Below are 12085 nucleotides of genomic sequence, written 5' to 3'. Positions count from 1 at the left end.
ACAGAAAAGGCTGCCTCGTGAGAGGCAGCCTTTTCTATTTTATTGATTTCAAGTAGCAGGCATTGATGTCAATCAAGCCAACTGGCGCCACCAGAATCCTTGATTTTTAACGGTCCGCGCTGGCAATGGTGGCAATGCTGACTTCGGCGGCCCCGGCGGCTAGTAGGGCAGCGGCGCAGGCTTCAAGGGTAGCGCCGGTCGTCAGCACGTCGTCAACTACCAGCACATGCTTGCCCTGGACTACGGCCAAGTCGGCGGTTTCAAATACTTCGGCTACGTTCTGCCACCGTTCGAGGCGGTTTTTTCGGGTTTGGGAATCAGTATGCTCTAGGCGGCGCAAGGCATGGGGTTGCCAGGGAATACCCAGGCTTTCGGCGAGGCCGGCGGCAAACGGGTCGGATTGGTTGTAGCCGCGCTTAGCTAGCTTGCGCGGGTGCAACGGAACAGGGACTACTAAGTCGAACTGGAAGCCTTGGCGGCTCAGGTCGTGGCCGTACCAGCGGCCCAGCACCAGACCTACGTCGCGCTGGCCGCGGTACTTGAGCTGGTGCAGCAGGTGCTGCACCCGGCCCCGCCGCAGAAAGCGCAGATAGCTGAGCGCATGACGCACGGGCACGCGGCCCCAGAAGCGGCGCGCCAGCGGATTAGCGTCGGCGGGCAGCAGGTGGTAGTCGGTGTAGGGAAGTTGGGCCCGGCAGCTGGTGCAGATGTGGTCTTCGCCGCGGCTTAGCGGCTCGGCGCAGGCCAGGCATACTTTGGGAAATATCAGGCCAACGAAATCGGCCAGGATAACTGGAAGAGGCATAGTCGATTACTGATAGCCACGATGTAATAACGAATGAATAACAGGCTGCGGTGGTTTAAGGCAGCAGCCAGGCGGTAAAAGATGGCCTCTTAAACTTAACTAAGTTTGTACTGCCAAAGACAATACCTGGGGCGCTTTCCTGGAAGATAGACCCGTTGCCAGCACGTACACGGTGCAGGCAACTAAAAATACACTTCACTTATGTCGCAAGTAACCGAATTCAATGAGTATCGCCAGCGTATGAACGAGAAAATCATGGCGGCTGATAACAAGGTCATCAAGCGTTTTTTCAACCTCGATACCAACACGTACCAAGCCGGCGCGCTGGACGTGAAAACCAAGGAAATGCTGGGCTTGGCGTGCAGCATGGTGCTGCGCTGCGACGACTGCATCAAATACCACTTGGGTAAGTGCTACGAAGAAAAGCTGACCGATGAAGAAATCTACGAGGTATTCGCTATTGCCAATCTCATTGGCGGCAGCATTGTAATTCCGCACTTCCGGCGGGCCGTGGAGTATTGGGAAATCCTGAAGGAAGAAGCCACCGAGCCCGCGCCGCTGCACGCCCACGACGCATGAGCTACCTAGATCCGCAGGAAACCGAAGCCGAGTTTGAGGCGCGGTGGTGGCAATTGATGAACGACATGCGCGAGCGGTTCGGCAAGAAGCCCGACCTGAACGCGCTGCTGTTGCTCATTGGGGTGCAGGAGCTGGGCCAAGGCGCCGGGCCGTTCACCAAGGAGCAGAAGCAGGACCTGATGCACATTGCCACCTGCAAGCTGTTCAGCTTTTCGGGCCACTACGAGCTGGAACGCGTGGACGAGGAAGGCTGGCCGCACTACCGCCTCGTGCAGCCGGTGCCTTTCGCCAGCCTGAAAGAGCAGGAGCGGCTCCTCAAGTGGCATATGCTGGAGTATTTCGACTCAGAAGAATAGGTAATGGCTGAATCGTTGGATGGCTGATTGTTTAGTTGCTCTCAGACAGTCAGCCAGCTACGCAACAATCAACTATCTAACAAGCAACAATTCAACCAATGAACATCGTCAGCTATAACGTGAATGGCTTACGGTCGGCGCTAAGCAAAGGGCTGCTGGATTGGGTGCGCGAGGCGCAGCCCGATGTGCTGTGCGTACAGGAAATCAAGGCCGGACGCGAGGCGCTGGATGTATCGGGCTTCACGGAACTGGGCTATCATGCCTACCTGCACCCAGCCGAAAAGCCCGGCTACAGCGGCGTGGCCACGTTCACCAAAACCCATCCCATACACGTGGAAACGGGTTGTGGCACGCCGCTCTACGATGCGGAAGGCCGCGTGCTACGCCTCGACTACGATAGTTTCTCGGTGTTGAACGTGTACATGCCCTCGGGCACCAGTGGGCCGGAACGGCAGGCGTTCAAGGTGGAGTGGCTGCATTTTTTCCGGCGCTACGTGCACCAGCTACGGGCCGAAGGCCGGCAGCTGGTGGTTGGCGGCGACTTCAACTGCTGCCAGACGCCCATCGACCTGCACAACCCCAAAGCCAACCAAAACAGCCCCGGCTACACCCCCGAGGAGCGCCAGTGGTTCAAGGACTTACTGGCCGACGGCTTCACCGATTCGTTTCGCCACCACCACGGCGACGCTACCGGGCACTATTCCTGGTGGAGCTACCGGGCGGGTTCGCGCAAGCGTAACGTGGGTTGGCGCCTCGACCACCTGCTGGTGGATAAAGCGCTGGAGCCCCGCATCATAGAAGCCGGGCTACTCCCCGACGTCGTGCATTCCGACCATTGCCCGGCCTATCTAAGAATTTAGTTTTTCGTTGTTAGTTTTCCGTTTTTCGAGCTTAGATAAAGGCCGAAAAACGAACGATTACGAACCTAATATTCGCTCAGCTACCTGCCGGCCCGAAGCCATTGCGGCGTTTAGTGAGGGGTAGGCGGTGTAGTCGCCGCAACGGTAGAGGGTGGAGCTGAGCTGTAGCTCCTGGTGCTGGGCCGGGCCGTTGGCGTACACGGGCAAGGCGTGCGGAATGTGGTAGGTGCGCAAGTGCTTCCATTGCGCTACTTCGTCGCCAAACCAGAGCATCAGTTCCGCGTGCAGCATGGCTACGAGGGTGGTTTCCGGTAGATGATGCTCGCCGTGCGTGCTCACTGAAACAAGTGTTTGGCCGGGTGGCGCGTACTCCGGCGCCACATCAGACGGAAAGCAGACGTTATGAGCCATCTGGCCCGGCGCCGCGTTGAGGCGCAACAGCTTATCCTGGCGGCCTGGAGAAGCGGGAGCCGCAAAGTATGTGCAAGTGGTGCGCCGCCAGGCCGTAGCATGTAACTGCGGCAGGTGCGGCAGCAGGCGGGCCGTAGTGTCGCCGTCGGTGGCTACTACTACGGCGGCGGCAGCCAGGGTTTCGCCGCCGCGCAGGCGCACGGTGGTGCCTTCCACGGTTTCCACGGGCGAGTTGAGGCGCACAGAACCTGCCGGGAGGCGCTTGGCTAACTGTTCCGGAATCTGTTGGATTCCCAAGGCCGGCACGGCGGCTTCGCCTTCTACGAACTGCTGAAATACAAACTCGAAGAAGTTGCTGGCGGTGGTCAGGCTTCGGTCGAGGAACACACCGCCAAAAAACGGCCGGAAGAAAGTATCAATGATTTGTTCGCTCCAGCCGTAGCGCCGCAGAAACGTGAGCGTATCGGTGGCGGGGTGGGCCAACAGCTCCTCGCTGCTGTGGTTGCGCACGTGCTGCACCAAGCTGAGAATCCGGAGCTTATCGGCCAGGGTGCCGATGGGCGACGTCAGGGCCGGGAAGGCGGCCAAGGGGTTTTGCAGCGGATTTTGCAGCGTGGTTTCGCGCCCGTCGGGCAGGCGGATGACGGCACCCGAGCGGAAGGCCTTCAGGTCGAGGGCGCCATAGTCCATCATGCGCTGCACTTCCGGGTACTTGGTAAGCAGGACCTGAAAGCCATGGTCGAGCCGGAAACCGTCGGCCGTAACGTCGGTGCGGACCCGGCCGCCCACGGCCTCGGTGGCTTCGAGTACCACCACGGGTACGCCCGCACGGTGCAAGTAATTAGCGCAGGTCAGGCCGGCCATACCGGCCCCAATGATAACGACGGGGAGTTGTGCGGAAGCTGGAACGTTCATATATCAACCCGAAACTGAAAAATGGGCGCTAAGGTTGGGGTAGCCCGGTAAGGAAGCGGCTAATTGGCGCCGGAGCAGGCCAGATTGAGCTTGTATTCGTTGGCCATGAGATACGCCTGCCAGTCGTTGATGGATAGGCGCGGCTCGTCCTGATAGGCTTCTAGCTGGTCGGTCAGGAAGCCGTTGCGGAAGCGCCCTTTCACAAAAACTTCCCGTGCTACTACCGTTGCATCTTGTTGGCGGCGCAAAAACCATTTCCCGTCCTGCACGCCGCCCACCACGGCCCCTTGCAGCCGCATCCCATCTTCGTCGCGGTACCAGGTGCCGGTGCCATTCGTGACGGTTTGCTGGCCGGTTTCGTCCCAGAACTGCTGAACGAGCGGGTACTGACCGTTGCGGAAGCTCAGCACCTGCCGGCGGCTCCCCGATGGGTACCAGTACCCCCAGTCGCCGACCTGCTGGCCTTGCAGGTAGCGGCCCCGCGCCGCCAGCTCGCCGGTAGGGTGATACAATTCCATCTGCCCTTCTAATTTGCCTTCCCGGTACGCGGCCTGTAGTAGCAACTGGTTGTTGCTGAGGCGATAGTCGCGCACGTAGCCGAAGAACCGGCCGGCGCTATCAAGCCGAACGTGGCGGCGGATGGCCGCGCAGCCGGGTGGCGTAAGCTTGTATTCAAGCGAGTAAAAGAACACCACGCTGTCTTTACCTACTATGCGGTAGCACTCGTCCAGCTTGGCGAATGCAGGCAGCTGAACGCGGTTTTGTGCGTGCGCGGCGTTGCCAAACAGCACAACCAGCAGGCTAATTAAACACCAATAAGAGGGGAGGGAATAGCGCACAGGAATAAACAGCTAACAGCTAGAAACACTAAAACAGCTTCTTGCGAGGCTTCATGATTTTGCGGGTTTTCATCGTATAGAACTCTGCTACGCCGGTCCGCTGCATAGAAACCTGCCACACGCCCATTGCCTGGCCTAACCGGTAGCCGGTAGCTTTGTCCTGCGGGAACTGCTTGGTGATAAGCGCGTAATCGGCTGGCGCAATGTCTTTCCCGACTTCACCGTGGCAGCGCAGGCACAGCGCATCATTCAGCACAATGGGCCGTTGGTACGTGAAAACGTCGGCGCCGGTGCGGGCCACCTGGCGGGCGGTGTCCGGCGCGAGGTCGGTGGGCGTGAGGGGGGCTTGGTTGGCGGGGTTGCGGGGACGGACGGTACGGCGGCGGGCAGTGGCTTGCAACACCCGCGCCAGTGAATCAACGGAGGCAAAGGTTTCGGGGCGGCAGTAGGGCAGGGCCGCCGCCACGCCACCGGCTTGCAGCTTTTCATTGAGCACCTGCCGCAGCTCCCGGTCGGCTTGGCGAGTAAGCGAGTCGCCGGCCCAACGGGTGGCGCGGAGCAAATCGGCGGGGAGAATGCGCTTCACCGTCATGTTTTCCAGGTCGCGCGCTATCTTCTTGCCGTTCTTGATGTGCTCAATCTGGTCGGAGCTACAGGCGCTCAGCAGCCCGGTGAGTAGCAGCGTAGTGGCGGTAAGTCGGCGGAAAACGGGGGACATGGCAGGAGGGAAAAGCAGTGCCGCAAAGAGACAACAACGGCCGCACTTCCCCAACTACCCGCCAAAGGCCGTTCTGGTTTCGTCAACAGCCAGCAGCCGGTTTTTAGCGCAGCAAAAACTCCTGCAACGCAGCGTACTCCGGCTCCAATAGTACGCTTTGCTTGGTGCGCGACAACAGGCCGCGCACCGCCACGGGCACCGGTACTTCGGCCCCGATAACCGGCTCCACCACCTCCGGAAATTTCACCGGGTGAGCGGTTTCCAGGAAAATGCCGTGCGCTTCGGGGTGCTCGGTCAGGTAGTCTTCCAGCGCCCGGAACGCTACGGCGCCGTGTGGGTCCAGCAGGTAGCCGGTTTGCTGATGCACGCGCCCAATGGTGGCCGTGGTTTCGGTGTCCGACACCACCGCACCGCTGACCAGCCGGCTTACGGCCGCGTGCTGCTGCTCGAACAGTTCCAGAATGCGCCCGAAGTTGCTGGGGTTGCCCACGTCCATGGCGTTGGAAAGCGTAACCACGGCCGGTCGGGCCGCAAATGTGCCCGTGCGCAGGTAGTCGGCCACCGCCGAGTTGGCGTTGCAGGCGGCCACAAAGTGCCCGATAGGCAAACCCGAGGCGTGGGCCATCAGCCCGGCGCAGATGTTGCCGAAGTTGCCACTCGGTACGGCTACCACCGGCACCGTATCGTGGGCCCACTGTTGCAAAGCGTAGCAGTAATAGAACTGCTGCGGCAGCCAGCGGGCCACGTTGATGGAATTAGCCGACGTCAGCTGCCGATGCGCTAATACTTGCGGGTCGAGGAAAGCCTGCTTCACCAGCCGCTGGCAGTCGTCGAAGTTGCCGCGCACTTCCAGGGCCGTGATGTTCTGGCCCAGCGTAGTCAGCTGCAATTCCTGCAAGGGGCTGACCTTGCCCGAGGGGTACAGAATAACTACTTCCACGCCGGGTACGCCCAGAAACCCATCGGCTACGGCGCCGCCGGTGTCGCCGGAGGTGGCTACCAGCACCGTGACGGGAGCCGTTTGCTGCTGCGAGAAGTAGCCCAGGCAGCGGCTCATAAACCGCGCGCCCACGTCCTTGAACGCCAGCGTCGGGCCGTGGAACAGTTCCAGCGCGCTTATCTGCCCGGTAACCGGCACCAGCGGAAACTCGAAATCAACGGTTTCGGCGCAAATACGCCGCAGCACGTCTGCCGGAATAGCGTCGCCGACGTAGGGCTGAATTACCTCGAAAGCCAGGTCAGCCCGCGTCATGTTCTTCAGGTTGGCGAGTAGCTCAGGCGAGAATTGCGGAATGTGCTCAGGAAAGTACAGGCCCCCATCAGGAGCCTGGCCGGCAATGGTAGCGGCCCGGAAGTCAACGGTAGGAGCTTGCTGGTTGAGGCTGTAGTAGCGCATAAAGCGAGGGTTCTACGAGAGTGAAGTGTAGAGACGCGGCACTTCGCGTCTCATCGTTGCTGACGTTGTTTAGTCAGCCTGCCAAGCCTGACGGCGCGGACGCCGAGACGCGAAGTGTCGCGTCTCTACATTGCTTGAATAATGTTCAGCTGGCGGCTGAAAACCGGACGCCAGTGGTGTTGATGGTGCTGACGTGGATGTGAAAATCGACGCCGAGCTGCTGGTATACTTCCCGCATGGCGTTGGCCACGGCTTGCGCGGTGGCTTGGGTTTCGCTGAGCATAAAAATGGACGGCCCCGAGCCCGAAATACCGCCCCCTAAAGCCCCCGCTTCCAGACTGCGCGCCTTCACGGCGGCAAAACCCGGAATGAGGATGCTGCGCACCGGCTCCACAATACCATCTTCCAGGGAGCGGCCAATCAGCTGGTAGTCTGCTTTCAACAGCCCCGCCACCAGTCCCGCCACGTTGCCCCACTGCCGAATGGCGGCTTTCAGCGGGACTTGCTGCTTGAGAATCTGGCGGGCGTCGGCGGTGCGTACTTCAATCTGGGGGTGCACCACCGTAACATGCAGCGGTGGGGCTTGCAGAGGCACGATGTCCAGCGGTTCGGCCGAGCGGATGAGCGTAACGCCGCCGTAAATGGCCGGGGCAATGTTGTCGGCGTGTTGGGCACCGGAGGCTACTTCCTCGCCAAACATGGCAAAGCGCACCAGGTCTTCCTTCCTGAAAATGTTGCCCAGCAGCTGATTAGCACCCACCACAGCCCCGGCGGCACTAGCGGCGCTGCTGCCAATGCCGCTGCCCGGCAGAATAGCCTTATTGATGCGCAACTCAAAGCCGGTACCCGCCGGAGCCGCGCGGAGCAGCGCCAGCAACGCCGCCCCGGCCACGTTGCGCGCCGGTTCGGTGGGCAGGTTGAAGTCGTCTTCGTGGGTGATGGTTACGCCGGGCTGCTCGGTCAGGCGCAGGTGCATAGTATCGAAGGGCGCTTCCAGGGCAAACCCCAGCACATCGAACCCGCACACCATGTTGGCCACGGTAGCCGGCGAGTACAGCGTCAGAAAATTGGAATCAGGCATAAGGTAAAACTGTAGCGCGAAGCCTTTGCTTCGCGTGTCGGAACAGATAATGATGCCGTAAAAGGCCAGCAGAAGCGAAGGCTTCGTGCGGCACTACGCCCGGGCGGCCCGGATGATGTCGGCGAAAACGCCGGAGGCCGTCACGTCGGCACCCGCGCCGGCACCTTTCACCACCAGCGGCTGCTCGGGGTAGCGGTTGGTGAAGAAGAGCACGGCGTTGTCTTTGCCTTGCAGCACGTAAAAATCGTGGCCCGGTGCCACGCTTTGCAGGCCCACGCTGGCGTGCCCATCAGCATAGCGCGCCACAAACTTCAGCCGCTTGCCTTGGGTGGCCGCCGCATCGTACAGGCTGCGGAAGTGGGCCTCGTGCACCGCCAGCTGTCCGTAAAACGCCTCTACGTCGCCTTCCAGGCAGGAGGCCGGCAGGAACGACTCGTTGTGAATGTCGGCCAGCTCCATTTCCTGACCGGCTTCGCGGGCCAGAATCAGAATCTTACGGGCTACGTCGGTGCCGCTCAGGTCGAGGCGCGGGTCGGGTTCGGTGTAGCCTTCGGCCTGAGCCTGGCGCACCACCTCGGCAAACGGCACGGTGCCGTCGTAGTGGTTGAATACGAAGTTGAGCGTGCCCGACAATACGGCTTCAATCCGGTGCACTTGGTCGCCGCTGCGCACCAGGTCGTTGAGCGAGCCGATAACGGGCAGGCCAGCGCCCACGTTGGTTTCAAACAGGAACTCGGTGTTGAACTCGCGCATCAAGGATTTCAACCGCGCATAATTCGCGTATTCCGACGAGCAGGCCACCTTGTTACAAGCTACTACCGCCATGCTTTTCTCCAGCAACGACGCATAGATGGTGGCCACGTCGGCGCTGGCCGTTACGTCCACGAACACTGTGTTGCGCAGGTTGCGGGCGCGCAGCTGGGCCACAACTTCCTGGAGGTCGAGCGGCTGGCCTTGTTCCAGCGCCGCCTGCCAATTGCCCAGGTCGAGGCTGCCTTCCTCGGCCAGCACAAACTGGCGGCTGTTGGCCAGCCCCACCACTCGTAGGTTCAGGCGCAGCTTCTCGCGCAACCATTGTTGCTGGCGGGCTAGCTGTTCGAGCAGCTTGCCGCCCACATTGCCCACGCCCGCCACAAACAGGTTCACTTGCTTGGTAGTCTCCTCGAAAAACTCCTCGTGCAGCACGTTGATGGCCTTGCGCACATCGGCGGTGCGGATAACCGCCGAAATGTTCCGCTCCGACGAGCCCTGCGCAATGGCCCGGATATTCACGCCGTTCTGGCCCAGCGCCCCAAACATCCGGCCGCTGATGCCGGGGTGGTTGCGCATTTGCTCGCCCACCAGCGCCACAATGGCCAAGTCGGTTTCGCAACGCAGCGGCTCCACTTTACCGGCGGCTATTTCGGTGCTGAATTCCTCGTTGACCACCGTTTGCGCCACTGCCGCATCGGCAGCCCGCACGGCCACGCAGATGGAGTGCTCCGAAGAGCTTTGGGTGATGAGAATCACGTTGATGCGCTGCTGGGCCAGCGCCCCGAACAGCCGCCGCGAGAAGCCCGGAATCCCCACCATGCCGCTGCCTTCCAGGTTCAGCAAGGCCAGCTGCGAGATACTCGACAGCCCCCGTACCACGTCCTGGTTGGCGGGCGGGCTTACTTCTACCAGCGTGCCTTCGTCTTCCGGCGCGAAGGTGTTTTTGATCCACAGCGGAATGCCCTGGCTCATGACCGGCTGAATGGTAGGCGGATACAGCACCTTCGCGCCGAAGTGCGACAGTTCCATAGCTTCCTGGTAGGAAATGCGCGGAATCGGGCGGGCCAGCGTCACGAGGCGCGGGTCGGCCGTCATCATGCCGCTCACATCAGTCCAGATTTCCAGTTGTGTTGCTGCCAAGGCCCCCGCAAAGATGGCCGCTGTGTAGTCGGAGCCGCCGCGGCCGAGGGTGGTGGTAGCACCCTGCGCATCACTGCCGATAAAGCCGGGCACCACGTACACCGCGCTGGGCTGCGCCGCTACAAATTCCTGAATCTGCTGGTTGGTAACGGCGGTGTCAACGGCGGCAAAGCCGTAGTTGGAGTTGGTGCGGATTAGTTGCCGGCTGTCCTGCCAAACGTGCGCCGTACCCTGCGCTTTCAAACAAGCCGCCAGCAGCCGCGACGACAGCATCTCCCCGTAGCTCACCAGCCGGTCCAGCGTCCGGTTCGACAGCTCACCCAACGAGAATACCCCGTCGCAGATGCTGTCCAGCTCGTTGCAATAGGTTTTCACCAAGCTCAGCACCGCGCTTTGGTCGGGAATAGGCAGCAGGCCCCGCACCGCTTCCAGGTGGCGCTCTTCCAGGTGCTTAAGCGTGGTGCGGTAGTCTTCCGAACCCGTGGCGGCCAGCCGGCCCGCTTCAATCAGGGCATCAGTAGTGCCCCCGAGGGCTGATACTATTACCACGGTAGGCGCTTGCTGGGCAGCCGCTGCTACGAGCCGGGCTACGCGCTGGAGATTGGGCGCCGTAGCCACCGACGAACCACCGAATTTCAGAACCTGCATTTTTTAAGCTTAGATGTGAATCTCGTTTTTCGGTGTTCGTTTTTAGCTTTTCGTCTTCGACAAGCAGTGAAAAACCAAAAACGGACACCGAAAAACGAACAAGAAAGGACACAAAAAAACCCGTCGGTTCCGGCTTGGCTTCGGGTAAGGAAGCGGCCGGCGACGGGCTGCGAAACATCAAGAGAAAGAGAGGTAGCGCAGCCCGTCTAGCGGGTTGTAATACCTGTAATAATGCCAGTGCCGGTCGTCAGACAGACGCCGGTGGGAGCGGAATTAGTGAATAATGGAACCGAAGGAAAGGTCATGCGTGCGTACTTCTGGCCGTAAAGTAGTGAATAATCGGAATGTACGGCTATTTATCCGCCTGTCTTTTTTCAAACAGTTTCTCAAGTCTGGCTTAGTAAGTGGCTTGAAACCATTTGTGCACGGAACCCCGCCACGCACAGGACGTGTTTGTTTTCAGTACCTTTGCACTCCTACTATAATTCTCTGAAGGCAAGATGCTAGACAAACTGGAGGCCATCCAACAGCGGTTCAACGACGTGGCAGAGCAGCTCACGCAGCCCGACGCCATGAGCGACATGAAACGCTACAAGACGCTCAATAAAGAATATAAAGACCTCAACAAGATTGTGGTGGAGTACAAGGCCTACCAGAACGTGCTGGCCAACATAGACAACGCCAAAGAGGTCATTGCCAACGAGAAAGACGAGGATTTCCGCCAAATGGCAAAGGAAGAGCTGGAAACGCTCTACCCCGAGCAGGAGCGCCTCGAAGTGCTGATTAAAGATTTGCTGCTGCCCAAAGACCCCAACGACTCGAAAGACGTCATTATGGAAATCCGGGCCGGCGCGGGCGGCGACGAAGCCGCTATTTTCGCCGGCGACCTGCAGCGGATGTACATGCGCTACGCCGAGCGGCACGGCCTGAAAATGGACTTGATTGACGCCACCGAGGGTACTTCCGGCGGCTACAAGGAAATTATCCTGGCCGTGAAAGGCGAGGATGTGTACGGCAAGCTCAAGTTCGAGTCGGGAGTACACCGGGTGCAGCGCGTGCCGGCCACCGAAACCCAGGGCCGTATTCACACCTCAGTAGCTTCTATTGTAGTGATGCCGGAAGCCGAGGAACTAGACGTGCAGATTGACATGAACGACGTGCGCAAGGACCTGTTCATGTCGTCGGGTCCCGGTGGGCAGTCGGTAAACACCACGTACTCGGCGGTGCGCCTCACGCACTTGCCTACGGGCCTCGTGGCGCAGTGCCAGGACCAGAAGTCGCAGCTCAAAAATTTCGACAAAGCCCTGCAAGTGCTTCGCTCGCGCCTCTATGAAATTGAGCTGGCCAAGAAAAACGAAGTGGAAGGTGCGGCTCGCAAGAGCATGATTGGCGGCGGCGACCGGTCCGACAAAATCCGGACCTACAACTACCCCCAGGGCCGCGTAACCGACCACCGCATCGGCTTCACGGTGTACAACCTGGCCAGCGTGATGGAAGGCAACATCGACGACTTTGTGGAGCAGCTGCGCCTCGCCGAAAGCGCTGAGCGTCTGAAGGAAGGCGTATCGTAATAACGAAGCTCAA

The 12085-nt window shown here is 60.2% G+C and carries 11 protein-coding genes; 4 read left to right on the top strand and 7 right to left on the bottom strand.

Annotated elements, in window-relative coordinates:
• Window positions 1–106: 106 nt before the first annotated feature.
• On the bottom strand, window positions 107–805 hold the full coding sequence (locus J0X19_RS20495; protein ID WP_206986300.1) for a ComF family protein: 699 nt from the start codon (window positions 803–805) through the stop codon (window positions 107–109).
• A 201-nt stretch (window positions 806–1006) separates the two neighbouring features.
• Here J0X19_RS20495 and J0X19_RS20490 point away from each other — a divergent pair, with 201 nt between their 5' ends.
• The 3 genes from J0X19_RS20490 (at window position 1007) to J0X19_RS20480 (ending at window position 2600) form a co-directional block, all read left to right on the top strand.
• Window positions 1007–1384 carry a carboxymuconolactone decarboxylase family protein gene (locus tag J0X19_RS20490; RefSeq protein ID WP_206986299.1) on the top strand — a complete coding sequence of 126 codons (378 nt, stop codon included), beginning with the start codon at window positions 1007–1009 and terminating at the stop codon, window positions 1382–1384.
• A complete protein-coding gene (locus tag J0X19_RS20485) occupies window positions 1381–1740 on the top strand; it encodes a hypothetical protein (protein ID WP_242583088.1) in 360 nt (119 codons plus the stop codon). Before J0X19_RS20490 ends, J0X19_RS20485 begins: the two co-directional genes overlap by 4 nt.
• A 98-nt stretch (window positions 1741–1838) precedes the next feature.
• Complete coding sequence (locus tag J0X19_RS20480) at window positions 1839–2600, top strand: exodeoxyribonuclease III (protein ID WP_206986298.1); 762 nt, start codon at window positions 1839–1841, stop codon at window positions 2598–2600.
• A 57-nt stretch (window positions 2601–2657) separates the two neighbouring features.
• Here the strand turns inward: J0X19_RS20480 and J0X19_RS20475 are convergent, their stop codons facing one another.
• The 6 genes from J0X19_RS20475 to thrA form a co-directional block, all read right to left on the bottom strand.
• A complete protein-coding gene (locus J0X19_RS20475) occupies window positions 2658–3926 on the bottom strand; it encodes a protoporphyrinogen/coproporphyrinogen oxidase (RefSeq protein WP_206986297.1) in 1269 nt (422 codons plus the stop codon).
• A 59-nt stretch (window positions 3927–3985) separates the two neighbouring features.
• Complete coding sequence (locus J0X19_RS20470; protein ID WP_206986296.1) at window positions 3986–4765, bottom strand: toxin-antitoxin system YwqK family antitoxin; 780 nt, start codon at window positions 4763–4765, stop codon at window positions 3986–3988.
• Between the two features lie 28 nt (window positions 4766–4793).
• On the bottom strand, window positions 4794–5483 hold the full coding sequence (locus J0X19_RS20465) for a c-type heme family protein (RefSeq protein ID WP_206986295.1): 690 nt from the start codon (window positions 5481–5483) through the stop codon (window positions 4794–4796).
• A gap of 103 nt (window positions 5484–5586) precedes the next feature.
• The gene (gene thrC / locus J0X19_RS20460; RefSeq protein WP_206986294.1) at window positions 5587–6879 is read right to left on the bottom strand and encodes a threonine synthase; all 1293 of its coding nucleotides are present in this window, start codon (window positions 6877–6879) and stop codon (window positions 5587–5589) included.
• Between the two features lie 145 nt (window positions 6880–7024).
• Window positions 7025–7960: a homoserine kinase gene (locus J0X19_RS20455; RefSeq protein ID WP_206986293.1), complete on the bottom strand. Its 936-nt coding sequence runs from the start codon at window positions 7958–7960 to the stop codon at window positions 7025–7027.
• 93 nt (window positions 7961–8053) lie between these two features.
• A complete protein-coding gene (gene thrA, locus J0X19_RS20450; protein WP_206986292.1) occupies window positions 8054–10501 on the bottom strand; it encodes a bifunctional aspartate kinase/homoserine dehydrogenase I in 2448 nt (815 codons plus the stop codon).
• 500 nt (window positions 10502–11001) lie between these two features.
• On the opposite strand from thrA, the gene prfA reads away from it, so the two are divergent.
• Window positions 11002–12072, top strand: a complete 1071-nt coding sequence (gene prfA / locus J0X19_RS20445; RefSeq protein ID WP_206986291.1) for a peptide chain release factor 1 — start codon at window positions 11002–11004, stop codon at window positions 12070–12072.
• The last annotated feature ends 13 nt before the right edge of the window (window positions 12073–12085 follow it).

The sequence above is a fragment of the Hymenobacter telluris genome (genome assembly GCF_017313265.1).
Taxonomy (GTDB): domain Bacteria; phylum Bacteroidota; class Bacteroidia; order Cytophagales; family Hymenobacteraceae; genus Hymenobacter; species Hymenobacter telluris.
Note: the sequence above shows the minus strand (reverse complement) of the source record. Positions and strands in the feature narration are given on the sequence as shown.

Excerpts from the sequence above, each read along its gene's own strand:
- J0X19_RS20495 (WP_206986300.1), bottom strand. The coding sequence starts at position 805 with ATGCCTCTTCCAGTTATCCTGGCCGATTTCGTTGGCCTGATATTTCCC.
- J0X19_RS20490 (WP_206986299.1), top strand. The coding sequence starts at position 1,007 with ATGTCGCAAGTAACCGAATTCAATGAGTATCGCCAGCGTATGAACGAG.
- J0X19_RS20485 (WP_242583088.1), top strand. The coding sequence starts at position 1,381 with ATGAGCTACCTAGATCCGCAGGAAACCGAAGCCGAGTTTGAGGCGCGG.
- J0X19_RS20480 (WP_206986298.1), top strand. The coding sequence starts at position 1,839 with ATGAACATCGTCAGCTATAACGTGAATGGCTTACGGTCGGCGCTAAGC.
- J0X19_RS20475 (WP_206986297.1), bottom strand. The coding sequence starts at position 3,926 with ATGAACGTTCCAGCTTCCGCACAACTCCCCGTCGTTATCATTGGGGCC.
- J0X19_RS20465 (WP_206986295.1), bottom strand. The coding sequence starts at position 5,483 with ATGTCCCCCGTTTTCCGCCGACTTACCGCCACTACGCTGCTACTCACC.
- thrC (WP_206986294.1), bottom strand. The coding sequence starts at position 6,879 with ATGCGCTACTACAGCCTCAACCAGCAAGCTCCTACCGTTGACTTCCGG.
- J0X19_RS20455 (WP_206986293.1), bottom strand. The coding sequence starts at position 7,960 with ATGCCTGATTCCAATTTTCTGACGCTGTACTCGCCGGCTACCGTGGCC.
- thrA (WP_206986292.1), bottom strand. The coding sequence starts at position 10,501 with ATGCAGGTTCTGAAATTCGGTGGTTCGTCGGTGGCTACGGCGCCCAAT.
- prfA (WP_206986291.1), top strand. The coding sequence starts at position 11,002 with ATGCTAGACAAACTGGAGGCCATCCAACAGCGGTTCAACGACGTGGCA.